We start from the raw sequence: 24,218 nt of genomic DNA on the forward strand, positions 1-24,218 counted from the left end.
GACCGGCAGTCTGTAGCATGGGGGCATGACGACCTTCCAGCGCGCGCGCAGTGAGGAGCAGCGCGGGATACGGCGCCAGGCCATCCTCGACACCACCGCCGCCATGCTCGAGGAGATGTCCATCGGCGAGGTCAGCCTGAACGAGCTGAGCCGCCGCGTCGGGCTGGCGAAGTCCAATGTGCTGCGCTATTTCGAATCGCGTGAGGCGATCCTGCTGGAGCTGCTCGACCGTGCCTGGCGGCAGTGGGTGGCCGACCTGCCTGCCCTGGTGCACGCCGGCATCGACCAGGACGCTCCGGTGAGCCGGCGTGCAGAGCAGTTCGCCGCCGTCATCGCGGGCTCCCTCGCCCGACGCCGGGTCCTGTGCGACCTGCTGAGCGCGCAGGCGGGCGTACTGGAACACAACGTCTCCCCGCAGGTGGCCGCCCGCTATAAGCGCGCGGCCGTGGCCAACGTCGCCGACATCGCGGCGTTGGCCCACCAGCACCTACCTGAGCTGGGCGACAGCGCACCGCAGTTGACCGCAGCCATGATCATGGCCGTCGGCGCCGTGTGGACACACGCACGGCCCTCCCCGGCGATGCTCGCCGCCTACGAAGCCGACCCCTCACTCACCGCGTTCAAGCTGGACTTCGTGACTGCCCTGCAGGAGATGCTGGCCACGCTCACCGCGGGCACCATCGCCCGCGCCTCCGCCTGAGCCCGGTCCTGCCCCACTCGCCTTGGAACTTCCGCGCGCGTCATCACCAAGGTTTCGGCACGAGAGAACGCTGACCGAAACATGATCATCAGCCCGGTGGCCGGTACTCGTGACCACGGGGCCGCTGCCACCTGAACGTCGCGCACGTCACGCCGTACCGGCCGCATATCTGGCCGAAAGGCGGTTCTTGACGCAGCGCGGACGGGCCTGTCGTGACGGTCGGCGGGGTGAGCCGGGGGCCGCTAGTCCGCCGACCCAATCCTGTCGGGATACACAAGCGCCGAGACGCAGCTGATCACCGGCTGGATCAGCTCCAACTGCTCATCCGTCAAGTCGCTCAGGCGACTTACTGCTCCAGCCGTAGATCGTGATCCTGTGGGCGGGGCTGGGATCAGGCGGCCGTATCGATATCGGATCGCGTGAGGTGGTCGCCCGCTGGCACGCTGCCCCCATGGATCACGCAGAAGTACTGCTCATCGGAGGACGAGCTGGTGTCGGCAAGACGACGGTGGGGTGGGAGGTTTCGGCGTTACTGCGCTCCGAGGCGGTCGCTCACGCGATCATCGATGGTGACTTCATGGGGCAGGTGCATCCGGCTCCAGAGGGAGACCCTCACCGCGCGGAGATCACCGAGAGCAATCTGACTGCCGTGTGGGCGAACTTCGCCCAGCGCGGCTACCGGCGCCTGATCTATACGAACACCATGAGTGTGCTGCCGGAGGCGACGGGCATGTTCGAGCGTGCCATGGGGGCCGGAGCGGGGATCATACGAGTCCTGCTCACCGCCTCCGATGAAACCGCCCGCGAGCGGCTGGTGGGACGAGAACTCGGCTCAGAGCTGGAGCAGGAGCTGGAAGGAAGTGTCCGAAAGGCACGGCTCCTGGACCAGCGAGCCCCCGCGGAGACCGTGCGAGTGACGACAGACGGACGGCTCGTCGCTGACATCGCGCGGGAGGTAGTTGCCGCCACCGGTTGGGCCGGGCCTCACTTCGCTCGCCGATCATGATCGTTGATGGGCTGGTCCGGGAACGGCACGGCCACCGGTGATCATCAGTGCGAAGACAGAAGATCAGTCGGTGGCCGCAGGTCACAGCATAGATCCTGCCCGTTGGCAGGACATGTTCGAGTTCCTGATGGGCCGCATCCTCGCCGCGGTTCGCGCGGGTGGAATCACGGCGCCGGGCACGGGAGTTCGTCCTTGGCCTGTTGCCGGACCTGCCGCGCAAGAACTGCTGGACGCTCGCCGAGCATGCCGAACGCGACCCCGGACGGCTTGCAGCATTTGCTGTCCAGGGCCAGGTGGGATGCCGATGCGGTCCGCGACGACCCCCGCGGCCGTCGATGAGCCCGGCGATCTCAAGAAGGGCACCGCCACGGTCGGGGTCCAGCGCCAGTACACCGGCACCGCCGGACGCATCGAAAACAGCCGGGTCGCCGTCTACCTCGCCTGCTCCACCCCGCGCGGCCACGCGGCGATCGACCGGGAACTGTATGTTCCGCGCTCTTGGGCCCAGGACACGGCCCGCTGCCAGGCCGCCGGGATACCCGAGACCGTGCGCTTCGCCACGGAACCCGCACTCGCCGCCCGCATGATCGGCCGCCACTCGGTCGCCGAGCGTGTCGGCGTGGCCATGGGCGAGGTGCTGCCCGGGGCGCCCTGGACGCCGGTGTCCTCGTGTCCTGGGTGGCCGGCGACGAGGTCTACGGGAGCGACCCGCACCTGCGGGCCGCGCTGGAGCACCGGCAGCTCGGCTACGTCCTCGCCGTCGCCCGCGACCACCGGATCACCACCCGCGCGGGCAAATCCGCGCCGACACCCTGGTCAAGAGGCTCCCGAAACGGGCCTGGCAGAAGCTCTCCGCCGGGGCCGGAGCCAAGGGACATCGCTGCTACGACCGGGCCCTGGCCGACATCGCCAGCGAGGGGTCCGGCCACCGGCATCTGCTCGTCCGCCGCAATCGCAGCACCGGCGAACTCTCCTTCTGCCGCTGCTACTCGGCAACCCGAGTACCGCTGCCCACCCTCGCGAAGGTGGCCGGCCGCAGACGGACCGCCGAAGCGACCTTCCAGTCCGGCAAGGGTCTGGCCGGGCTGGACCAGCACCAGGTCAGACGCTGGACGTCCTGGCACCGCTGGGTCACCCTCGCCATGCTCGTCCATGCCTTCCTCGCCACGGCCACCGCCCACGAACGTGCTCACGCACCCGCCGCCGAAGACCTGATCCCACTGACCTGCAATGAGATCCAGCACCTGTTCACCACACTCGTCACCCAGCCCACCCACACAGCCGCACACCGGCTGCGCTGGTCCAACTGTCGACGCCGCCATCAGGCCCGGTCTCGCACCTGCCACTACCAGCGCCAAGCCGTCTACCAGCCATAAAGATCACGATCTACGGCTGGAGTATCACGCTCGATGCGGACAAGACAGCGCCCTCCGGAAGAACAAGCAATGACGCTGACGAGCGATACTGAACGCCAGGAAAAGGGCTGCGGTCGCCGCCCCGGGAGCCGGTCACGCCGGAGCGGCCCGCCCGCCCTTCGCGTAACCCATGGATAGCTCCTGAAGGGGCCTCTGATCAGCGGGCCGCGTTGCTACGCCGCCCATGGCGAGGCACATCGAGGTCCCGGTGGACGACGCCGCGTACGAGGTGCTCGAAGAGGAGGCCGCCCGCGCCGGTATCACCGTGCCGGAGCTGGTCGGCCAGGTGCTCGCGCACGACCTCGACATGCGCCGGTTCCTCGCGGCCGCCGCCCACTTCGCCGCCGCCTGGGGCCCCGCGTTCGACGCGGAGTTCGGCCCGGCCCACCTCGGCGCCGCCGCGTGATCCTCCACATCGACCGGGCGTGGCTCCTGGACGTCGCGCACCAGCATCTCCGAAGCGACCCGGACGTCACCGACTACGGCTTCTCTGAACTAACTGAATAGCCTCCGAGTGAGGGATCCACGTTCGCACTTCGCTTCCGGCGAGGTGCTTCTTTGTTTCTGGGGCCGGGTCTGTGTCGGTGGCTCCTGTTAAGGTCCGCGCCGTGAACTCAACCGATCATCTGCTCGCATTGATCCGGGACATTCCGGACGTCGCTGACCTGCTGCATTCCTCCTTCGAGTTCGGCATCTTCCGCAATGAACACGGTGAGGCGGTCCGCGCGGCCTCCGGCGCCTCGCTGGAGCCCATCGCTGGCGACTGGGCCGGCGGGACCTTCTTCCTGTGCCATGACGAAGACGGGCGACGCCCCGTGATCTATGCCAGCTCCGAGGGTCAGGGCGGCCTGATCGCAGATGACTTGAAGCAAGCGTTGGAGATCATCACTGGTCTGGCTGTGTGGCAGGACTGCCTGAAGTTCTCGGGCAGCGGAAGGCTGGAGGCCATGGAAGCCGCTGCTGTACTCCTCGAAAAGGATCGAGTCAGCGACGAGCCTGCGATCGTGGACCATCGGGCGCAGGTTGCTGCCGCCTTGTCGCTGGACCAAATGCCCATGTCCGAACTCGTCGCCCGACTGAGGAGCGCGGTGATGAGGACGGAACCGGACCACCTGGTAGTCACTGAGTCCGGGGATGAGTACGAGTCACTCTTTGGAGAGTTCGTGCCCACCGACAACCCGGGCTGGCGATGAGCCGAGCCCGGGCTAGTGCTGTGACCAAATAGGTTCGCCGGGTTGGTAGTTGGAGCGGTTGGATGGGCGGTGACGTCCATTCCGACCGTTGGAGGTGTGGTGGCCGAGCCTGTGCGGGTGCGCAGACTGACCGACCAGGAAGGGCAGAAGCTGCAGCAGATCGTGCGCCGGGGCAGTACCAGCTCGGTGCGCTATCGCCGGGCGATGATGCTGCTGGCGTCCGCCGGCGGAAACCGCGTACCGGTGATCGCCCAGCTGGTCCAGGCCGACGAGGACACGGTGCGGGAGGTGATCCACCGGTTCAACGAGATCGGCCTGGCCTGCCTGGACCCTCAACGGGCGGGAGGCCGTCCCCGCCTGCTCACCCCTGACGACGAAGACTTCGTGATCCAGACGGCCACCACCCGCCCCACCAAACTCGGCCAGCCCTCCACCCGCTGGTCGATCCGCAAACTCGCCGCCTACCTGCGCCGCGTCCACGGACGCATCATGCATCGGCCGCGAAGCCTTACGCTGCCTGCTCCGCCGCCGCGGCATCACCTTCCAGCGCACCAAGACCTGGAAGGAGTCCCCCGACCCGGAGCGCGACGCCAAACTCGACCGGACCGAGCACGTCCTGGAGCACTTCCCGAACCGGGTCTTTGCCTTCGACGAGTTCGGACCGCTGGGATCCGGCCCACCGCGGGCTCCTGCTGGGCGAAACAGGGCAGGCCCGACCGCCTGCCGGCGACCTACCGCCGCACCCACGGTGTGACCTACTTCCACGGCTGCTACTCCGTGGGCGACGACCGGCTGTGGGGCGTCAACCGGCGCCGCAAGGGCACCGCCAACACCCTGGCCGCGCTGAAGTCGATCCGAGCCGCCCGACCCGACGGAGCCCCGATCTACATCATCCTGGACAACCTCTCCGCACACACCGGCGCGGACATCCGCCGCTGGGCGAAGAAGAACAAAATCGAGTCGTGCTTCACCCCGACCTACGCCTCCTGGGCCAACCCGATCGAGGCCCACTTCGGCCCGCTGCGGCAGTTCACCCGGGCCAACTCAAACCACCGCAGCCACCCCGCGCAGACCCAGGCCCTGCACGCCTATCTGCGCTGGCGCAACGCCAACGCCCGCCATCCCGACATCCTGGCCGCTCAACGCCGAGAACGAGCCCGCATCCGCAGCGAGAAGAGCATTCGCTGGGGCGGACGCCCGCTCACTGGCACGGCCTGACAGCACTGCGTGCACATCGCCTCCGACCTATCGAAGGATCCACAGGTCGCACCCGTGAGCATCCGTACGACGCATCGCGCTCTGCTGAGCCGTCTGCTGCCCGACGACAAACCGAACGACCTTGCAGTACGTCAGGGGCAATTCCACATCGTGGTCATCGGCACAGACCGCGTCGTGTGCCTGCCCCGCACCCGGGCAGCGGCCGCCCGGCTGCCCCAGCGGGCGGCCGCACTACACGCACTCGCCGGCCTCGATCTCGGCTTCCGCACACCTGAGCCGCTGCTCCAGGGCGGCGCCCACGGCACCGACGAGCCACCGTTCCTGGTACTCAGCCGCATTCCTGGAGAACCGCTGGAGACCGACGCCCTCAACGATGCCCAAGTGGTCGACACCGTGGCGGCGCAGTACGCCACGCTGTTGTCCGGCCTGGCCCGTGCCGGCACCGACGAGACCGTACGATCAGTTCTCCCTCAGGCTCCAGAAGGCCAGTGGCGGCGGTTCGCGGAGAACGTGCGCGCGGAGCTGTTCCCGCTCATGTCCGACAGCGGACGCCTACGGGCCGAGCGGGAACTCACAGCACTCGACGGCCTTCCCCACCTCACCCGAGCAGTGGTGCATGGCGACCTCGGTGCCGAAAACGTCCTATGGGAGTGGGCGCACGGCCTGCCGCACCTCTCCGGAGTAATCGATTGGGACGATGTCACACTCAGCGACCCGGCCGAGGACCTCGCAGCCATCGGCGCCAGCTACGGCCCTGAGCTCCTGGAGCGGGTGCTCGCCCTGGGCAGCTGGTCAAATCACCGACTCCTTACCCGCATCGCCGCGATCCGCGGCACATTCGCCCTGCAGCAAGCCCTCTACGCAATCCGCGACGGCGACGAAGAAGAACTCGCGGACGGCCTGGCCTACTACCGCTGAGGCACACCGGCACATCCGCATCATCGAGCACTTCACAGCAACAGCAACCCGGTGAACCTATGCGGTCACAGCACTACTGAGCTTTTCGTTAGTTCTGTGGGTGCAGGGGCTTCAATGGTGTGAGCATGCTGGGGTGTCTTCCGAGTCGCAGCATGCTGTTGCCGATGTCTCCGTTCTGCCGCTGACGCGGCCGCAGTTGGCCGAGGCCCGCCGCATGCGCGCGGCCGAGTTGTTCGAGCAGAGACGTCCTTCACCCGAGGTGGGCCGGGCCGTGGGGATGCACCCCGAGAGTGTGCGCCGGTGGAAACGTCTGTGGGAGCAGGGCGGGGCTCAGGCACTGCGGCGCCGGCCCGCCACCGGCCGGCCACCCAAGCTGGACGACGCCCAGGTTGAAGCGGTGCGGGTGGCCCTGGAGCTGGGCGCCCGGGCGCACGGGTTCGAAGCGGACCTGTGGACCCTGGAACGGGTCAGCGTGGTGGTTGAGCGGGTGACCGGGGTGGGACTGGCCCGGGCCTCGGTATGGCGCCTGCTGACCGGGCGGCTGGGGTGGAGTCTGCAGCGGCCCCGGCGTCAGGCCGTCGAGCGGGACGAGTCAGAGATCGCCCGATGGGTCGCCCAGGAGTGGCCCCGCATCAGAAAAGGGCGGTGAAGAAACGTGCCTGGCTCGTGTTCTTCGACGAATCAGGTGTGTCGCTGCTGCCCCAGCTGCGCCGCACCTATGCACCCCGCGGGCGTACTCCCACGCTGCGGCACCGGCTGAACTGGAAACGAGCCGGGATGGCCGCCGCGCTGGGCTACCACGCCGCGGACCCCGGGCGTGGTCCGCGGCTGTGCTTCCACCTCAGACCGGGCAGCTACGACACCACCTCTCTGATCGAGGTGCTGGAGCACGTCAAGAGCTTCTACACCGGCGAGTCGGTGGTGTCGGTATGGGACGGACTGTCGGCCCATTGGAGTCGGGGCATGCGGGCCTGGGTGGCCGAGCAGGACTGGCTCACGCTGGAACGGCTGCCGGCCTATGCACCCGAACTCAACCCGGTGGAAGGGCTGTGGTCAGCCATCAAGGCCCACGAGCTGGCCAACCTCGCCGGCGACCACCTCGCCGACGTCGCCGACGCGGCCGAACGCGGCATCCACCGGGTGTGCTCCAACGAACAACTCCGGTGGTCCTTCCTCACCCACACCGGACTGACAATCCATCCCGAAACACCACAGAACTAACGAAAAGCTCAGTAGACAACGTTTTCAGTGGCATGCCGTAAGGTCCGTCCCGTGGGTCACCGAGTCAAGTGCACCCCTGTAACGCCACTGCAGGCTGCGCGTCTGCACGCCCGGTTGCGCCGTCACCACGCTGATGACCAGGCATATCACCCGCCGGACCTCCCGCAGGAGCGGACAGCCGACATTCCGTGAAGCCCAGCGGGACTGATCGTTTTCAAGTTCACGGTCGGCAACTCCACCCGGACCGGCCCAGAGCCGGCGGGAGCCCACTTCTCCGCGAACTCCCGCGATCCCGCGGCCGGTTCAGGAGATGTGCGCGTCCCCGTCCATGCGGTCCTGTGGGCTTCGTTCGCGACTCCCACTCATCGAGCGGTACATGCCGATCGAACCGTGCGTAGCGGTGTCGGCGAAGCCGAACTTCTCGTACAGGAAGCGCGCGGGTCCGTCCGCGATCAGCGAGACATATGCGGTAGCGGGTGCCCGGCGTTCCAACTCCTCGACGAGTGCGGCCATGATGCGCTTGCCGAGCCCTCGCCCCTGGTGCGCAGGATGCACGCATATGTCCACTAGCTGGAATGCGGTGCCGCCGTCACCGATGATGCGCCCCATGCCTATGGGCTCTCTTTCGTGATAGAGGACCACCCCGTACCACGTGTTGGGCAAGGCGAGCGCGACCGCTTCGGGGGCTTTGTCGGAGAGCCCGGCGTCGACGCGCAGGCGGCGGAAGATCTCGACGGAAGGCACATCCGCACGCAATGTGTAAGGATCGCTAACATGGTTCATGTATTACATGCTAAGGCGTGTGCCACACCGCGAACAAGCCGCGTACGGCCAACTGGTGAAGTGCTCGGGTCACACCTCACGGCATGCCCGGATCAGGAACAGGCACCTAGGGAGTGTCGGGGGTCAGGTCCGGCTCGCGGGCACGGTGTCCTTCGTCACCAGCGTGTTGTCGGACCAGCAGAGCCGGTAGAGGTCGACTTCGTCCAACAGGTCGCGGCCGGAACGGTAGAACTCGCAACGGGCGCCGGGCGGCCGGGGTGCGGACCGGGCCCGGTCAGGCGGGTAGGGGTAGGCGCGGGCCGGCAGCAGGGGGGCGAGTTCGGCGCGCGGCCGGCCGGTGGTCAGCTCGTCGAACCGGGAGGGCGGCAGCACGCTCGTCGTCAGTTGCCAGGCCAGGTAGACGGCGGCGGGCACGAAGAAGGCGGCTGCGACGACCGGCGCCGCGAAGGCGGCGACGGAGCGGCGGCGAGCGGCGCTCCGTGCGGAGGCGAGCCGCTGAGCGCTCTCCGGCGTGACGGCGTCCGTGTCGGGGGCCCGGGGAAGAGCGCTCCGGGACGGCAACGCGGACTCGGTGCGCCGCCCGAGGGTCCTGGCCTGTGTGGAAGGTGCCGTCCCGGGTTCCGGCGCCGGTGCCCTCCGGCGGGCCGTGGCCTGGTGCGGGAGGACGGCGGTGACGTGGAACCCGTCGCGATACGGACCGGCCCGCAAAGAGCCGCCGAGAACCGTCACCCGCTCCCTGAGTCCCGTCAGGCCGCGGCGGCCGACGCCGGATGCCGGGCCTCCGGGAGCGTGCGCCGGCCCGTCAGCAGGTGGAGCGGCATTCACGACGCTCACGCGGGTACGGGCGGCCTCGTGGGTGATCCGCACGCGGACCGCACTGGCCGGTGCGTGTTTCACGGCGTTGGTGAGGGCCTCCTGCACCACCCGGTACAGCCCCCGTTCGACCAGCGGGGACAGCGTGGACGCCGTCCCGTGCTGCTCCCAGCGCACCGGTACTCCGGAGGCGACCGCCCGTGAGAGGAGGTCCTCGACGGTGTCGTTGACGGGCGGGCCCGCGCCGGTTTCCGTGCCGGGTGGGTCGTGCAGGACGGCGACGGTCTCCCGGAGCTGCTCCACGGCGTCCGCGATCGTCCCGCGCAGCTCGGCGAGGTCGGTGCGGTCCCGGTCGGTGAGGTCGGGGGAGAGTTCCAGGGCCCCGGCGCGCAGGGCGACCAGGCTCAGGGCGTGGCCGAGGGAGTCGTGCATGTCGGCCGCGATGTCCGCGCGTTCGGTCAGCCGCGCCCGCTCCGCGACCAGGTGCTGCCGCTCTTCCAGGCTCCGGGCCAGCCGCCAGCCCTCTTGGACGAGTTCGCGTCGGCCGCGCCAGTGCCGCCCGGCCAGCCAGGGCAGCAGGAGGGCGGCGGGCAGCACGGTCAGTGCGTAGAACCACCACACGGCCGGTGTCCGCAGTACCGCGCACGTCGCGAGATCGACCGCGAGGCATCCGGCGAGCAGCAGGAGCGGGCGCCGTGCCGCGGTGACACGTACGCCCAGCAGGCAGCTCAGGGCGGCCAGCGACAGGACGTGCGCGTTGCCGGGGGTCGCGGAGTCGGCCATGCCCAGCGCGCACAGCCCGTTGACCAGGACGACTGCGGTCCCCGGCCGGCGGCGGGACAGCGGTACGGCCACCGCCAGGACGGACAGCGGGAGGAGCAGGTCCCAGACCGGCGAGGCCGTGCGCGCCTCCCGGAATCCGTAGCCGGTGGCGGCGGCGAGCACGCACCACAGGGCCACGTCGCCGAGCACGGATCTGGCCGGGAGTGTGCGCGGGTGCGGCATGGCGCGTGGACCGTCCTTCCGATGGAGTCCTCACTGCTTCGGTCGATTCTGCGGGACGGGCCCGAACACCCGGCGAGGGAGGGGCGTGCGGAGGGTCGCCCGGGCTGGTTCCGACGTGTGGTCCGCCAGGTCAGGCGTCCCGGCGCCGCAGCACGTAGAGGCCGATCAGGTGTGCGGTCGCGGCCCACGCCGCCACGATCAGGACCGCCGTCGCCGGGGTGTACGGGGAACCGGCGCCGAGGCGCATGAAGTGCTCCCCGGATCCGTGCGGCAGGTGGTCGTTGACGTCCGCCAGCGCCGGTCCTCCGAGCCCCAGGAGCACACTCGGCAGCGCCCACAGGAGGGTGACGAGGATCGAGAGCGAGCCGGCCGGGTGTCGCGTGGCGAACGCCACCCCGACGGTCAGCACGGCGACCAGCGCCTGGTAGAGACCGATCGCCAGGACCTGCAGGAGGCCCGGGCCGGCCTCGAAGGAGGCGCGTCCGTCGAACGCCACCCAGGCCACCGCCGTGCCCAGGACGGCGAACATGGTGCCGGCGACGAACGCGACCACGGCCGCCACCAGTGCCTTCGCCGCCTGGATCAGATGCCGCCGGGGCACCGACAGCAGGGAGATGCGCACGCTCCCCGTCGAGTACTCGGAGGTGACCGCGACCGTGGCCAGGACGACGACGGCGAACTGGACCAGGACGGCGGAGGAGGCCGCCGCGTTCCCGACGGGCTGGACCGGGTGCTCGTTGATGCGGGCGATCGAGGCGTAGTAGTAGGTGAAGACAGCGGTGATCGCGAGGCCCGCCAGAAGGCAGAGGTAAGGGGCTCTGACGGAGAACAGTTTGGTCCATTCGGAGGCGATCGCCCCGGCGAAGCCACCGGGTGTGCCCCGGCCAGGGGTGTCGGGCGCAATCCGGGCCGGGTCCGCCCGCCCGCCGGGTGTCGTCGAGGTGGTCAAGGTCGTCCCCCTTCGTTCGGCACCGCGGCCGCGGTGGTCGTGTCCGTGCCGCTGCCGCCCGTCGTGTACTCGACGCTGCGTGCGGTCAGGTCCATGTACGCCTGCTCCAGCGAGACCCGGACGTCGCTCAACCGGTGCAGCCGGATGCGGCAGTGGTGGGCCAGGTCGCCGATCTCGGCGGCGGTGCGGCCCTCGACGGTGAGTTCGCCGGACGCGGACGTCTCGACGCTCACCCCGTCGGCCGTCACCAGCCGACGCACCAGCGCCGCCCTCTCCTCGGGGTCGGGCACCACGGCGCGCGCCGACGCGGGAGAGGCGGCAGCGAGGAACTCCGTCATGGACGTGTCGCTCAGCAGCCGGCCCCGTCCGATGACGACGAGGTGGTCGGCCGTCAGCTGCATCTCGCTCATCAGGTGGCTGGAGAGGAACACGGTGCGTCCCTCCGCCGCCTGGTCCCGGACGAGCCGGCGGATCCACCGCACGCCGTCCGGGTCGAGGCCGTTGACCGGCTCGTCCAGGACGAGCACCGGCGGATCGCCGAGCAGGGCACCCGCCACCCCGAGCCGCCCGCTCATGCCGAGCGAGTAGGTGCCCGCCGGCCGGCGGGCCGCCTTGGCCAGGCCCACCGCCTCCAGCACCTCGTCCACGCGGCGTACCGGAATGCCGTTGGCCCGGGCCTGGGCGACGAGGTGCGTACGGCCCGACCGGGCTGGGTGGACGGCCCGGGCGTCCAGCATCGCGCCGACCGCGCACAGCGGCCGGCGCAGGGCCGCGTAGGGCCGGCCGGCGATCAGGGCCCGCCCCCGCGTGGGATGGTCCAGGCCCAGGATCATGCGCATCGTGGTGGACTTCCCGGCACCGTTGGGGCCGAGGAAGCCGGTCACACGGCCGGCCTGGACGTCGAACGTCAGCTCGTCCACGGCGAGGGTGCCGCCATAGCGTTTGGTGAGTCCTTCGAGGGTGATCACGCAGTTCCTTCGTGTCGGTCACAGGCCGCGGACAGCGGGACACAGCACGCGGTGGGCCGACGGTGACGCGCACCGAACGACTCGGGCCGGGCCCGGCCCGGGGCGGGGCGGCCGCCTCGATTCCCGGACGAGAGCGAGGCTAGAAGTCCGCGGTGCCGGCGCCCATTGGTCGAACGGCAGCGGCGTCCTGCCCTTCGTCGGGGGTGTGCCCCGACCCGGGGCGGATCCGCGAGGGCTCGCCGTTCGCACGGCGGCGCGCCGCCCGTAGGCTCGCCGCGTGGAAGAGACGACACCGAGCAGCCGACCGGTCCGGGTCCTGGTGGCCGACGACGAGGCGATGGTCCGGGCGGGTGTGCGGGCCATCCTGGCCAGGGACCCGCACGTCGAGGTGGTCGCCGAGGCGGGTGACGGGCACGAGGCCATCGCGCTCACCCGCCGGCACCGGCCGGACGTGGTCCTGCTGGACATCCAGATGCCCAACCTGGACGGGCTGACAGCGGTGACGCGACTCCACCGGGAGCCCACGGCGGTCGGTGTGATCATGCTGACGACCTTCGGGCAGGACGACTACGTCACCCGCGCCCTGGAGGAGGGCGCCGACGGCTTCCTGCTGAAGGCGGACGATCCGAGGGAACTGCTCAACGGGGTACGGGCGGTGGGCGCCGGCGGGGCCTACCTCTCCCCGCGAGTCGCCGGCCGGGTCATCGCCGGGCTGCGCGCGCACCGTGCGGCACACCCGCACCGCTCGCTGGAACGACTCACGCAACGGGAGCGCGAGGTGCTCGCCGGACTCGGGGCGGGACTGTCCAACGCGGAGATCGCAAGCCAACTGCACCTGGTCGAGGGCACGGTGAAAGCGCACGTCAGCGCGGTGCTCGCGAAGCTGGGCGCGCGCAACCGGGTGGAGGCGGCCATCGCCGCGTACGAAGCCGGCCTGGTCCCGCCACACCGTGACTGACCCGAAGCAACGTCGTCCATGTACTCAGAGCATCGACATTCGGCCCGGCCTCGAACCTCTCGTTCTGCCGGTGATCGACTGATGAGATCCAGCTCATGACTACTTCTGCTTTGGGCGGCGCGGCGGCAGGACCGCCACCGTGGGTTGCCTGCGCGCTCTGCTGGGTGCCGACGTGACCGTGGTCCCGGGACTCAGGGGCCGGACTCTTGCCGGCACGCTACTGATTGGCGATCGCCGCTTCCGGATCGTCCGCCAGCTGGGCACGACGCCGAACGCCAGGGTCGGGATCGCGGAGGTCGGTGGCAGACAAGAGGTCTGGCGGCTCCCGGCCGGTCAGCTGCAGGCCGGCTACGACGAGACGTTCCGTGGCTGGTGGCTCAACATGCTGAGGCTGCCACGTATCCGGGTTCCCGGGCACCCGGAAGACCTATCTTCCTGTCGCCGACGGCCGGCCCCTTGCTGACCTGCAGTCACAAGGCGTGGAGGTACTCGTCAACGTCGGCTCATGTCCTTGCACATCAACACGTAGCTCTCCACGATCCCGGCATCCCCCTGCCCAACATCCTGATCATCGACGGCATCAGCAGCAATGTCGGCCATGAAGGCGTCGGCCTAGAACGCCCGTATGAGGCCAGGACGTTGTTGACGGGCGAGCCGTTCTCTTCGCGATCTGCGTGCTCGCGGGCGTCGATGAGTTCGTCCCAGTGTGCGGCGGTCCAGGCGTAGACGTCCAGGAGGACGGCGAGGAGGCTGTGGCCGAGGGGGGTGAGGCTGTAGCCCGGGGAGTCCGCGTCGGCGTCACGGGTGATGAATCCGTCGCGTTCGAGGGAGCGCAGTGCTCGGGTCAGCTCTTCGGGGCTCGTTCTCGGCAGTGCCCCGCGCAACTCGCCGAACGGCTGGGCTCCCTCGCCGAGCAGGCGCATGACCAACGGCGCCCACTTGTTCTGCATCCGGATCGGCAGCATCGAGGAGGGGCACAGCTCGTCGAACGTCTCGGGTGAGAGCCGGCGCACAGCCCAAGCGCAGGTACCCGAGCGGTAACCGGGGGCCCGCCTCGCGTCGAGCCCATGACGAGGATCGCGATCTTCGGAGCAGGCGGCAGGAGCGGCAGCGCCGCGGTGGCCGAGGCGACCGCACGCGGGCACGGCGTGACGTCGTCGAGAAGCGCTGACGCGGACATAGCCGACCCGGAAGCAGTGGCACGGGCCGCATCGGGTCCCGATGTTGCGATCGCGGCCGTGGCGCCCGCTGAGGCTGACCCGGGGAACTACTTCGGGGCCGCGGCGAACGGCTTGGTGACCGGTCTGCTGAACGCGGAGGTCACCCGGTTGGTCTGGGTGAGCATCGCCTCGTTGCTGCCCGACGCCTCCGGCGTCCCGGCCGTCGACACCGACGGTTCTCCGGCGGCGTACCGGCCGTTCTCCTTGGGGCACCGCCTCGCGTTGGGGGTGATCGGCGCCTCCGGCCCGCGGTGGGCCGCCGTGAGTCCCGCAGGAGACTTCGGCCCGGACACGTCGTCCGTCGGCGGATACGCCCTCACCGAGGTCGGGGACCTGGCCAGCCGCATCAGCCGCGCTGACCATGCCCGCGCGCTGGTCGACCCGGCCGAGCGGTCCGGCCTGCCCCGCGAGCATGTCGGCGTGCTCCCGCTGTCGCCCGACGAGAAGGCATCCGTTGTTCGCGGGGAAGGCCACCGGTGACCCACCGCGACGCGCCCCTGTGGCCGAGGGGTGCCGTCTCGTCCGATCGAGCGCTGCACGAGCCGGCCGATCGCCCACGTGGCCGCGGAGATGGGCATCTCCCGCGCCTGCGCAGCCAAGTGGGTGACCGTTCCCGCCGTCACGGTGCACTCGGTCCTTGGTCGCGCGATCCGCTGATCAAGGCGGGCATGTCGCCGGGCGAAGTGCTGGCCCTGAGCACGACCTGCGGGAGATCGTGAACGCGATCCTCTACGTGGACCGCACCGGGGTGCAGTGGCGCTACCTGCCGCACGACTCCCCGCCCTGGGAAACGGTCTACGGCTCCTTCGCGAAGTGGCAGCAGGAGGGGTGTTCGCCGAGCTCAACGGCCTGCTGCGGGAGCTCGTGCGGCAGCGGGAGGGCCGGAGGGCGGAGCCGTCGGCCTGCGTGGTCGACGCGCGGAGCGTGAGGACCGCCACCTCCGTCCCCGCCGCCGGCCAGGGCACGGACGCGGGCAGAAAGATCGTGGGCAGGAAGCGCAGCGTCGTGACCGACACGCTCGGTCTCCTCCTGGCGGTGCCGGTCACGGTGGCCGGTGCAGGACTCCGTGGCCGGCACCCGCCTGCTCGACCAGGTCGCCGCCGGCCATCCCGGCATCCGCAAGGTCTGGGCCGACGGCGGCTACCGCCGGCACCTCGTCGGGCATGCCGCCGTCCTCGGCGACGACATGGAGATCGTCGCCCGCACCCCCGGGGCCAGGGGCTTCACCCCGCTGCCGAAGCGCTGGGCGTGGAGCGGACCTACGGCTGGCTGATGCTCCACCGCCGCCTGGCCCACGACTACGAGACCCGCCCGGCCCGCTCCGAGGCCTTGATCCACGTGGCCATGACCGACCTCATGGCCCGCCGCCTCACCGGCGAGACCGCGATCTCCTGGCGCGACCCGATGTCACTGGATCAGATACGCATCACGGGACGAAACGACGAGAGAAGGCGACCTCTGAACGGGCGCCGCCTCAGCGCGTGCGACGGTGAAGGGAGGGCCGGTGACATCCGGAGAGCGTACCGGGACCGCGGGAGAGTGCCGCCCAGGTTGCGCCCGCGGCGACCGCACCGGCCGCCGCCGCGGCCAACGCCATCGTCCGGTCCTGCCGCCTGGCCTGGAGCAGGGCGTCGGCGTAAGGCGTCGTGGTGTGGGAGACGAGTGTGTACAGGGGCACCCACCGCTCGGGGAACAGGCGGTTCAGGGTGATGTCCGCCCGCCACCGGAGGAGGCGCCCGACCGTCCGCATCCCGTCACGGAACTCGGCGAAGTTCTGCTCCGAGAGGTCGGCGAGGACATCCGTATGCCGTTTACGCCGCCACTGGAAGTGCGCGAAGGCTCCGCCGACATCCCTGGGCGAGGCCGACAGACACTGGTCGAGCACCACGCAGTCCTCCAGGGCGGCGTTCATGCCCTGACCGTAGAACGGGTAGACGGCGTGTGCCGCGTCACCGATCAGCACGATCCCGTCCCGGTGGTACCACGGCCTGGTGCGGACGGTGACGAGCTGCCCGTTCGGCCGTGAGAGGAACTGCGCCGGCAACTCGGGAACCAGCGCCTCGATCTCCGGGAACGTCGAGCCGAAGAACTGCCGGACCGTGCTGCTCGTGGTGAGCGAGGAGAAGCTGGGCTCTCCCTCGTGGGCCAGGAAGAGGGTGGCGGTCAGTGACCCGTCGCGGTTGGGATGAGCGACGACGAGACCGCTCGGCCGCGGCCACACGTGCAGCGCGTTCAGGTCGAGGCGCGGTGTGACGCACGCGGAGGCAGGAATGGTCAGCTCCTTGTGCCCCCAGGCGAGGAACTGCTGGCTGTAGTCGGCCCTTTCGCCGTGCTGCATGGCGCGTCGCACCGCCGAGAACGCGCCGTCGGCTCCCACGACGAGATCGGCCTCGACGGGACGGACGGTGCCGTCCCGCCCCTCGGCGAACCGCAGGACGATCGGTTTCGGGCCCTTGGCCAGGCCGACGAAGCGGGACCGGAAGAAGAGACGCACACCCGGGTGTGCCGCGGCACGTGCGAGCAGGGCCGTGTTCAGGTCCCTGCGCCGCACGGCGTACAGGATCTCGTCCGGGGTGACACCGTACGGCTGCCACCGGTCGCCACCGCGTTCCCGGTGGATGAGCCGTCCCCGCATCGGGACCGACAGAGCCAGGACGGTGTCCCGGAGGCCGACCGTGCCGAGGGCGTACAGCGCACGGGCCGACATGCCGAGGTTGATCGACCTGTCGTCTCCGGGTGTGTCCTCATGCCTGGGGTCGGCGCGTTGCTCGTGCAGGCGGACGGCGAAGCCGCGTCCGGCCAGCATGATCGCCATGAGTGTGCCGGCCAGCCCGGCACCGACCACCACAGCCGTGCGCGCACCGCTGAGGGAGGGGCCGGTCATACGACGCTGCTCCGCCCGCCGGGACGTTCACAGGTAGTCATCGCAGCCTCCGTCGCGGACGGTGTCGAGGGTGAAGCAGTGCAGTCCGCCGCCGAAGAGCCGGCGATGCCGGTGACGGACCGGGACGACGGTGAACCCATGGCCCTCCAGCATCCGCATGAGGTCGGGACAGCCTTCGTTGGCCAACACCGTGTCCGGGGAGACCGACAGTACGTTCAGGTCGATGAACCGGCTTGTCAGGATGAGGTCGTCGTCCTCGTAGGACGGGAAGTCGGACGCTCTCGGCTCAGGAGCCACGATCATCTTCCACTTCCGCAGCGGGGACGGCAGACGGTCGGACAGGTCAGGGGAGCGGACGAGAAGGACCCCCGGCCGCAGAGCGAGGACGGCGCTGTCGATGTGGCCGTCCGTGACGTGATGCATGCGGTGCACCCGGACACGGCCGCTCAGATGGCGCTCCAGCCAGTCGCAGGCCATGGCGTGATTGACCGTCGCCACATTGACGACAAGGTCCCGGCCGAGCCGCAGACACTGGGCGGCGTCGATCATCATCTCCAGGCCCACGTCGTACGGTGAACTGCGCGGTGACGACACCGCCTCGGTGCTGCCGATGGCCCGGTGGCCGTAGGGGGCGAGGTCGAAGGATGCGTCCGTCATCAGGGGGCGGGGCATGGTGGTCCAGCGGGCGCCCTGCCGGAAGTACTCCGTGAACGTCCGTTTCAGGAACTGTGTCTCGAAGTACCGGGCACGCAGCATCGGCGGAGTCTCGATGATCTCGTCACCGAGGATCAGGGTGTTGTCACGCAGGTTCAGGGGCGGCAGGACCGGGGCCGACCAGGCCGGCGTGCGGACATCACCGGTCGTGCTCATGACGTCCATCGGCCGGTGCACGATGACGTCCAAGGACCGGAGTGTCGCCGCCATGCCCTCGACGTCCTCGTTGAGTTCGTCGACGTAGCGCTCCTTGATGGTCAGGCGGGGGGAGGGGCGGGGCTCGCCCGTGGACGGGACGCCGGTGAGCCGGGGGTAGTAGCCGTGGGAACGGTCCGCGTTGTCCTGGGTGAGGTTCTCGTAGAAGAACAGGTCGAAGGAGAGGTCCGGCACGTGGCTGCGGTACCCCGCCGCCGAGCCGAGGACCACCTCCCTGAGCGGTGACCATTCGTCATGGCTGTTCAGCCGCATTCCCTCGGTCCCCTCTGTCGTGTGGCGAAGGCTCGGCGCAACGGTGGGCGCGGAGCAGCGAGGCCGGCCGGACGGGCAGGTCGCGCACGCGGACTCCGGTGGCGTGATACACCGCGTTGGCGATGGCGGCGGCCGTGCCGACGATGCCGATCTCACCGAGCCCCTTGGCTCCGGACGGCCCGAGATGGTGCTCCTCCTCCTCGATCCAGGAGGCCTGGACATCCTGTACGTCGGCGTGGGTCGCGATGTGGTAGGTCGCCAGTTCGTGCTGGGCGTAGTCACCCGAACAGGGGTCCGTCACGGCTTCCTCGCACAGGGCCATCGACAGGCCCATGGTCATGGCACCGACGAACTGCGACCGTGCCAGGGCCGGGGCGAGCACCTTGCCCACGGCGAAGACGCCGAGCAGTCTCGGTACACGGATCTCCATCGTGTCTGCGTCCACCCGGACCTCGGCGAACTGCGCGCCGAAGGAGAACCGCGCACGGTCGGCCAGTGCCGCCACCTCGGCGTCGGTCCTCGCACGTGCGGTCAGTCCCGTCACCGGGACCACGCCCCCGCGCTCCCGGACCCGCCGACGGAGGTCGCGGCAGGCGGCGATGACCGCCCAGCTCCACGAGGAGGTTCCCATCGACCCGCCGGCCACCACGGCCCTCGGCAGGCAGGAGTCGCCGATGCGGATCTCCACCGCCGACGCGGGAACGCCCAGTTCGCGGGCGGCCACGGAACGCAGCATGGTGCGGGCGCCGGTCCCCACGTCCACTGCGGCGATCGAGACGCTGTACCGTCCGTCGACGGAGACGGAGACCGCCGCGTCCGACGGGGCCACGTCCGCGGTGTAGGTCGACGCCGCGACCCCCGTCCCCACCAGCCAGTGCCCCCTCCGTCCGCTGCGAGGCGCCGGGTTCCGGCCGGCCCAGGCGAACAGGCGGGCGCCGGATCGCAGACAGGCCGCCAGATTGCGGCTGGAGAAGAGCTGACCGGTCTCCGGATGGACCGACGTGTCGTTGCGCAGGCGCAGGTCGACCGGATCGACACCGGTACGGACGGCGAGCTCGTCCATGGCCGACTCCAGTGCGAACATGCCGGGGCAGTACCCCGGTGCCCGCATCCAGGAGGGACTGGGCACATCCAGGGCCGCCAGCCGGTGCGAGGTCGCCCGGTGCGGCGCCGCGTACATGTGCCGTGCCGCGGCAGCGGTCTGCTCGGCGAACCGGCGCAGCGTCGAGGTGTGAGCCACGGCGTCATGGGCGAGCGCGATCAGCCGGCCGTCCGGATGGGCGCCGAGGCGGACCCGTTGGATGGTGGGTGACCGGTGGCCCGCCACGGCGAACATGTCCCGCCGGGTGAAGGAGCAGGTGACGGGCCGGCCGACGACGAGGGCCGCCATCGCGGCGAGCACGGTGTTGGCCCGTGGAGCCCCCTTCGCCCCGAAGGCTCCGCCCACGTGCTCGCAGATCACACGCACGTGGTCCGTCCGCAGGCGGAACAGGGCGGCCAGCACGTTCTGCACGGTGTTCGGGCCCTGGGTCGAGTCGATGAGTGTCAGCCGGCCGTTGTCCCAGGAAGCGCATGTCGCGTGGGTCTCCAGCGGGTTGTTGCACACCGCCGGTGTCCGGTAGGTCTCGTCGACCCGTACCGGGGCGGCATCGAAGGCCCCGGCGAAGTCCCCGGACGAGGTGCCGGCCGGACGGCCCTCGTTGAGATGCTCCGGCTCGTACAGCCGGTGATGGTCCGCAGACAGCCTCACCTCGTGGCACGACTGCTCGTAGGCGACCCGCACGAGCCGCGCCGCGGCGGTCGCGGCCTGCCGGCTCGTCGCCACGACCGCCGCCACGAACTGGCCCCGGTAGGCGATGCGGTGGTTCTGGAACAGCATCAGCTCGGCATCGTGGACCTCGGCCAGCCGCGGGGCGTTGTCCGGGGTGATCACGGCGAGTACCCCTGCCTGCCGCAACGCCTCGCCGTCGTCGACACGTACGATCCGGCCTCGCGCGACGGTGGACCGGACCGGCACCGCGGTGACGGCTCGGCCGACCGCGTGGTCACCGGCGTACCGGGCACGGCCGGTGACCTTGTCCCAGCCGTCGACACGCTCCTGGCCGCCGGTCATGCGGCCCTGCCGGCGAGCTCCGACAGGAGACTCACCGTCATGTTGCGCAGCAGATCGACCTTGAAGGCGTTGCCGTGCAGGGGACGGGCGTGGACGAGTTCAGCGTCCACCGCCTGCCGCAGGACGTGGCCGACCGGCCGTCGGCCTGTGAGTGCCCGCTCCGCGTGGCGGGCTCGCCAGGGAACGGGCGCCACCGCCCCGAACGCCAGTTTGACATCGACGATGTGATCGCCGGTCATGCGGAGCGCCGCGGCGACCGACGCCGTACCGAACGCGAACGACGCCCGGTCGCGTGCCTTGCGGTAGGCGCAGGGCCAGGCAGCGGTCGCGGCGGGCAGGCGTACCGCGGTGATCATGTCCGCGCGGGCCAGGACGGTGTCGTCCGGTGGCGCGTCGCCGGGGGGCCGGTAGAGGGACGTGATCGGCACGGTACGCGTCCCGTGCGGGCCCGTCACCTCGATCAGCGCGTCGAGCGCGGTCAGCGCCACCGCCAGGTCGGAGGGGTGCACGGCCGCGCAGGCCGGCGACGCTCCGAGGACGGCCAGATGGGGCGAGTGGGGCAGGCGCGACTCCAGCGCCGGGCATCCCGATCCGGCCGATCGCCTGTTGCAGGGCTTGGTGACGTCCCTGTAGTAGGGGCACCGTGTGCGTTGCAGCAGGTTCCCGCCGACCGTCGCCACATTGCGGATCTGCGCGGACGCCCCCGACAGCACGGCCTCGGCCAGCAGCGGGTACTCCGCCCTCACCCGCGGGTCGGTTGCGAGGTCGCTGTTGCGGACCGTCGCACCGATGACCAGGCCGCCGTCGCGGGCGGTCCCGATCCGGTCCAGGGACAGCGACGTGACGTCGACGAGCAGTGTCGGCTCCTCGACGTGCAGCTTCATCAGGTCGACGAGGCTGGTGCCGGCGCCCAGGAAAGCCGCGCCCGGGTGTGCCGCCACACCGGCGACGGCGGTGGCGACACTGTCGGGCCGCTCGTAACGGAACGTCTTCACGGTGTGCCCTCCGCGATCGTCTTCGAGGCCGCTGTGACGGCGGCGACGATGTGGGTGTAGGCGCCGCACCGGCACAGGTTGCCGCTCATGCGCTCCCGGACGGCACCGGCCGGTGCCGTCCCGTCCCCACCTTCCGCGGCCAGCTCGATGAGCAGGCCGAGGGCCGAGCACAGCTGGCCGGGCGTGCAGTAGCCGCACTGCAGCGCGTCGTGGTCGAGGAAGGCCCGCTGCAGGATGCGGAGTCTGCCGTCCCGTACGGCTCCCTCGACGGTCGTGACGTCGCTGTCGGGCAGCGCGACGGCCAGCAGCAGGCAGCTGTAGACGCGGCGTCCGTCGACGAGCACGGTGCACGCACCGCACTGGCCGTGGTCGCACCCTTTCTTCGTACCCGTCAGGCGCAACGCCTCCCGCAGTGCGTCCAGGAGCGTGGTGCGGTTGTCGAGCCGCAGTTCGCGGACGACGCCGTTGACCCGCAGCCGCACCGCAGCGGAAGTGTTCCCGGTCGCGTTCATGAAGCCGGTGGCGGAACGGGCCGGTTGACCGAGGTGTCGTCCTGCGGCCCGGCGAGGAACCCCGCGTCGACGGGGAGGGCCACGCCCGTGATGGACGCCGCGTCGTCGGACACGAGGAAGAGCACGGCGTCGGCGATCTCGTGCGGCCAGGCCGGGCGCCGGTGCAAGGGATGGATGGTGCCGTACTCCTCCACCGCCTTGGCCGTGTCGGGGGCGCCCCGCAGGAAGTCGTCGGTCATCGGGGTGCGCACGACGCCCGGACACACGCAGTTGACGCGCACGTCGGGGGCGTAGTCGAGGGCCATGCCCTGAGTCAGCTGGACCATCCCGGCCTTGGTGGGACCGTAGGCGCAGTCCATGGGGTAACCGACGAAGGCCAGCGCGGAGCTGATGTTGACGATGGCGCCGCGGCGCCGGGTCAGATGCGGCAGGGTGTGCTTGGCCACGAGGAAGGATCCGCGCAGATTGACCGCGTGGGTGCGGTCCCAGCCCGCCGTGGAGGTGAGCGCCGCGCCGGCCTGCGGGCCGTTGACACCGGCGACGTTCACCAGAACGTCGACGGGGTGGCGCGCGGCCACCTCGCCCACCGCACGGAGCACCTCTTCCTCACGGGTGATGTCGGCCCGCACCGCGTGAGCGGCCGCGCCGGCCTCCCGCGCGGTCGCCCGCGCGCCCGGCAGATCGATGTCGAGACATGCCACGGTCCCTCCTTCCTGGGCCAGGCGCAGGCAGGTCGCGCGGCCGATGCCGCCGGCCGCCCCGGTCACCACCGCGAAACGGCCCTCCATACGCCGTCCCACAGCCATCAGCCCACCCCCCGGTGGGCGATCGAGGTCGTACCGACGGGCAGCGCGACTCCGGTGACGAACAGGCTCTCCGGGCTCACCAGCCATGCGACGGCGGACGCGACCGCCTCCGGAGCGGCACCGGTCACCGCGGGACAGACGCAGTTGACACGCACGCCGGACGGAGCACCGTCCAGGGCCGCGGCTCGGCTGAGACCGAGGATCGCCGCACTGACGGCGCATCCGCTGGCATGACCGGGGCGGCCGGTGAGGGCGGTCTCGGACGCCACGTTGACCACGGATCCCCGCCGCCGGGACGCCATGTGCGGCAACACGGCGCGGCACACGTGGAAGACCCCCGTCAGCGAGGTCTCCAGGGCGCGCGCCCACTGCCCCGGCGTCACGTCCCACAGCCGGTCACCCGCCATGATGCCGGGGCAGTTGACCAGCACGTCGATCCGGCCGTCGGCGGCCACGACCTCGAGGACGGCACGCTCCACCGCGACCGGATCCGACAGATCCGCCGACAGGCCGATCCCGTACGGCCATGGTGCGCCCGGCCGCCCCGGGGGCTGCTCGGTGGCATCGGCGACCCTGACCAGGGCGCCTTCCGCGGCCAGCCGTCGGCAGACGGCCCGCCCCACAGATGAGCAGCCGCCGGTCACCAGGGCGACCGCCCCTTCCAGCCGCCGGACGGCTTGCCCCGGTCCGGCCGGGGCCGATCGGGCCGCAGTGTCCACAGGCGTCCTCCATCCGTTTTCTCAGTCGGACTTCGCCGGTGCCTTCCGGTCCGGGTCCGGTGCATCGCGGTAATACATCGCGGACGCGACTTCTGCTCCGTTTCTGCTCCGTTTCTGCTCCGGATCGCGACAGAGCCTACCCGATTATTCACCGCCGATCTCCCCGATATTCCAGGAATTAATCGGGGTGAAATGCACGCCGCTTCTCCGGTGAAGTGCCGCACACCGTGATGCACGCCCCGGCTCGCGCTGCTGCCTCCAGGTGGGCGGCCGCACCCCTCGCGCGCCCTGCCGCCCCGATCAACTGCCTCGGATGATGTGGTTCTACAGTCCTCGAGTGGCGTCCGGGCGGCATGCGCCGCAGACGAGCCGCCTGCCGCCGCCACACCCGGACGGCGCGCACCCGGACGCCGGCATGGTGAATGATCGGTGGAAGAAGAGATCGGTGGCAGGAATAAGACGCCCGGTCCCCCGAATCCGCCGACCGATGCGGAGATATCCGTGATTCTCTGCGGCACTCCCATGAGTGCGCAGAAAACCAGAACGCCCGAAAGGGCGGAAAGGAGGTGGATCATGGCGCGTATCAAGTTCGATACGGCGGATCCCGACTGACGATCCGTGCGGCCGGGTGTGCTGCGCA

22 protein-coding genes and 3 pseudogenes are annotated in these 24,218 nt (G+C 70.4%); 13 read left to right on the forward strand and 12 right to left on the reverse strand.

Going from position 1 to position 24,218, the window contains the following annotated elements:
* The first annotated feature begins 25 nt into the window (after positions 1 to 25).
* From IEZ04_RS23575 to IEZ04_RS23615, 9 genes and pseudogenes are all read left to right on the forward strand, one after another.
* Positions 26 to 700 (forward strand): TetR/AcrR family transcriptional regulator, encoded by a 675-nt coding sequence (locus IEZ04_RS23575; RefSeq protein ID WP_189218947.1) that lies wholly within the window; start codon positions 26 to 28, stop codon positions 698 to 700.
* A gap of 451 nt (positions 701 to 1,151) precedes the next feature.
* A complete protein-coding gene (locus IEZ04_RS23580) occupies positions 1,152 to 1,706 on the forward strand; it encodes an ATP-binding protein (RefSeq protein WP_189218948.1) in 555 nt (184 codons plus the stop codon).
* A gap of 127 nt (positions 1,707 to 1,833) precedes the next feature.
* A pseudogene (locus IEZ04_RS23585) lies at positions 1,834 to 3,082 on the forward strand (IS701 family transposase).
* A gap of 223 nt (positions 3,083 to 3,305) precedes the next feature.
* Positions 3,306 to 3,527, forward strand: coding sequence for a hypothetical protein (locus tag IEZ04_RS23590; RefSeq protein WP_189218949.1), 222 nt, complete (start codon positions 3,306 to 3,308; stop codon positions 3,525 to 3,527).
* Positions 3,528 to 3,729: 202 nt separating this feature from the next.
* Complete coding sequence (locus IEZ04_RS23595; RefSeq protein ID WP_189218950.1) at positions 3,730 to 4,314, forward strand: hypothetical protein; 585 nt, start codon at positions 3,730 to 3,732, stop codon at positions 4,312 to 4,314.
* A gap of 99 nt (positions 4,315 to 4,413) precedes the next feature.
* The gene (locus tag IEZ04_RS23600; protein ID WP_229821214.1) at positions 4,414 to 5,532 is read left to right on the forward strand and encodes an IS630 family transposase; all 1,119 of its coding nucleotides are present in this window, start codon (positions 4,414 to 4,416) and stop codon (positions 5,530 to 5,532) included.
* 54 nt (positions 5,533 to 5,586) lie between these two features.
* Positions 5,587 to 6,450 carry a viomycin phosphotransferase gene (vph, locus tag IEZ04_RS23605; RefSeq protein WP_189218951.1) on the forward strand — a complete coding sequence of 288 codons (864 nt, stop codon included), beginning with the start codon at positions 5,587 to 5,589 and terminating at the stop codon, positions 6,448 to 6,450.
* 133 nt (positions 6,451 to 6,583) lie between these two features.
* Positions 6,584 to 7,099, forward strand: a complete 516-nt coding sequence (locus IEZ04_RS23610; RefSeq protein ID WP_189218952.1) for a winged helix-turn-helix domain-containing protein — start codon at positions 6,584 to 6,586, stop codon at positions 7,097 to 7,099.
* Positions 7,096 to 7,671 (forward strand): transposase, encoded by a 576-nt coding sequence (locus IEZ04_RS23615; protein WP_189218953.1) that lies wholly within the window; start codon positions 7,096 to 7,098, stop codon positions 7,669 to 7,671. Before IEZ04_RS23610 ends, IEZ04_RS23615 begins: the two co-directional genes overlap by 4 nt.
* 303 nt (positions 7,672 to 7,974) lie before the next feature.
* Here IEZ04_RS23615 and IEZ04_RS23620 read toward each other — a convergent pair whose 3' ends face one another.
* The 4 genes from IEZ04_RS23620 to IEZ04_RS23635 all read right to left on the reverse strand — a co-directional run bounded on the left by IEZ04_RS23620 (position 7,975) and on the right by IEZ04_RS23635 (position 12,189).
* On the reverse strand, positions 7,975 to 8,454 hold the full coding sequence (locus IEZ04_RS23620) for a GNAT family N-acetyltransferase (RefSeq protein ID WP_189218954.1): 480 nt from the start codon (positions 8,452 to 8,454) through the stop codon (positions 7,975 to 7,977).
* Positions 8,455 to 8,577: 123 nt separating this feature from the next.
* Positions 8,578 to 10,272, reverse strand: a complete 1,695-nt coding sequence (locus IEZ04_RS23625) for a sensor histidine kinase (RefSeq protein ID WP_189218955.1) — start codon at positions 10,270 to 10,272, stop codon at positions 8,578 to 8,580.
* A gap of 130 nt (positions 10,273 to 10,402) precedes the next feature.
* Positions 10,403 to 11,221 (reverse strand): ABC transporter permease, encoded by an 819-nt coding sequence (locus IEZ04_RS23630; RefSeq protein WP_229821215.1) that lies wholly within the window; start codon positions 11,219 to 11,221, stop codon positions 10,403 to 10,405.
* Positions 11,218 to 12,189, reverse strand: a complete 972-nt coding sequence (locus IEZ04_RS23635; protein WP_189218956.1) for an ABC transporter ATP-binding protein — start codon at positions 12,187 to 12,189, stop codon at positions 11,218 to 11,220. Before IEZ04_RS23635 ends, IEZ04_RS23630 begins: the two co-directional genes overlap by 4 nt.
* 337 nt (positions 12,190 to 12,526) lie before the next feature.
* Between IEZ04_RS23635 and IEZ04_RS23640 the strand changes: the two genes are divergently transcribed.
* A complete protein-coding gene (locus IEZ04_RS23640) occupies positions 12,527 to 13,147 on the forward strand; it encodes a response regulator (RefSeq protein WP_229821240.1) in 621 nt (206 codons plus the stop codon).
* Positions 13,148 to 13,665: 518 nt separating this feature from the next.
* On the opposite strand, the gene IEZ04_RS23645 is transcribed toward IEZ04_RS23640, so the two are convergent.
* Positions 13,666 to 14,160: a winged helix-turn-helix transcriptional regulator gene (locus tag IEZ04_RS23645; RefSeq protein WP_229821216.1), complete on the reverse strand. Its 495-nt coding sequence runs from the start codon at positions 14,158 to 14,160 to the stop codon at positions 13,666 to 13,668.
* 54 nt (positions 14,161 to 14,214) lie between these two features.
* Between IEZ04_RS23645 and IEZ04_RS23650 the strand changes: the two genes are divergently transcribed.
* The 3 genes and pseudogenes from IEZ04_RS23650 to IEZ04_RS23655 form a co-directional block, all read left to right on the forward strand.
* On the forward strand, positions 14,215 to 14,847 hold the full coding sequence (locus tag IEZ04_RS23650; protein ID WP_189218958.1) for an NAD(P)-dependent oxidoreductase: 633 nt from the start codon (positions 14,215 to 14,217) through the stop codon (positions 14,845 to 14,847).
* A pseudogene (locus IEZ04_RS35090) lies at positions 14,844 to 15,002 on the forward strand (IS481 family transposase); the annotation flags it as partial. The gene IEZ04_RS23650 and the pseudogene IEZ04_RS35090, both read left to right, overlap by 4 nt.
* Positions 15,003 to 15,004: 2 nt before the next feature.
* Positions 15,005 to 15,768: pseudogene (locus tag IEZ04_RS23655) on the forward strand (IS5 family transposase); the annotation flags it as partial.
* Positions 15,769 to 15,841: 73 nt separating this feature from the next.
* Here the strand turns inward: IEZ04_RS23655 and IEZ04_RS23660 are convergent.
* Genes IEZ04_RS23660 through IEZ04_RS23690 form a run of 7 tightly spaced genes read right to left on the reverse strand, consistent with a single transcriptional unit; the run spans position 15,842 to position 23,578 of the window.
* Positions 15,842 to 17,251, reverse strand: coding sequence for an FAD-dependent oxidoreductase (locus tag IEZ04_RS23660; RefSeq protein ID WP_189218959.1), 1,410 nt, complete (start codon positions 17,249 to 17,251; stop codon positions 15,842 to 15,844).
* 27 nt (positions 17,252 to 17,278) lie between these two features.
* Positions 17,279 to 18,433, reverse strand: a complete 1,155-nt coding sequence (locus IEZ04_RS23665) for a glycine amidinotransferase (protein ID WP_189218960.1) — start codon at positions 18,431 to 18,433, stop codon at positions 17,279 to 17,281.
* Positions 18,414 to 20,546 (reverse strand): xanthine dehydrogenase family protein molybdopterin-binding subunit, encoded by a 2,133-nt coding sequence (locus IEZ04_RS23670; RefSeq protein ID WP_189218961.1) that lies wholly within the window; start codon positions 20,544 to 20,546, stop codon positions 18,414 to 18,416. The genes IEZ04_RS23665 and IEZ04_RS23670 overlap by 20 nt, the downstream gene beginning before the upstream one ends.
* Entirely contained in the window at positions 20,543 to 21,541 is a 999-nt protein-coding gene (locus IEZ04_RS23675; RefSeq protein WP_189218962.1) for an FAD binding domain-containing protein, read from the reverse strand. Before IEZ04_RS23675 ends, IEZ04_RS23670 begins: the two co-directional genes overlap by 4 nt.
* A complete protein-coding gene (locus IEZ04_RS23680; RefSeq protein ID WP_189218963.1) occupies positions 21,538 to 22,053 on the reverse strand; it encodes a (2Fe-2S)-binding protein in 516 nt (171 codons plus the stop codon). The genes IEZ04_RS23675 and IEZ04_RS23680 overlap by 4 nt, the downstream gene beginning before the upstream one ends.
* The gene (locus IEZ04_RS23685; RefSeq protein WP_189218964.1) at positions 22,050 to 22,859 is read right to left on the reverse strand and encodes an SDR family NAD(P)-dependent oxidoreductase; all 810 of its coding nucleotides are present in this window, start codon (positions 22,857 to 22,859) and stop codon (positions 22,050 to 22,052) included. Before IEZ04_RS23685 ends, IEZ04_RS23680 begins: the two co-directional genes overlap by 4 nt.
* Complete coding sequence (locus IEZ04_RS23690; RefSeq protein WP_189218965.1) at positions 22,859 to 23,578, reverse strand: SDR family NAD(P)-dependent oxidoreductase; 720 nt, start codon at positions 23,576 to 23,578, stop codon at positions 22,859 to 22,861. Before IEZ04_RS23690 ends, IEZ04_RS23685 begins: the two co-directional genes overlap by 1 nt.
* Positions 23,579 to 24,218: the final 640 nt, after the last annotated feature.

Origin of the sequence: Streptomyces ruber, from assembly GCF_014648075.1 — a bacterium.
GTDB classification, from domain to species: domain Bacteria; phylum Actinomycetota; class Actinomycetes; order Streptomycetales; family Streptomycetaceae; genus Streptomyces; species Streptomyces ruber.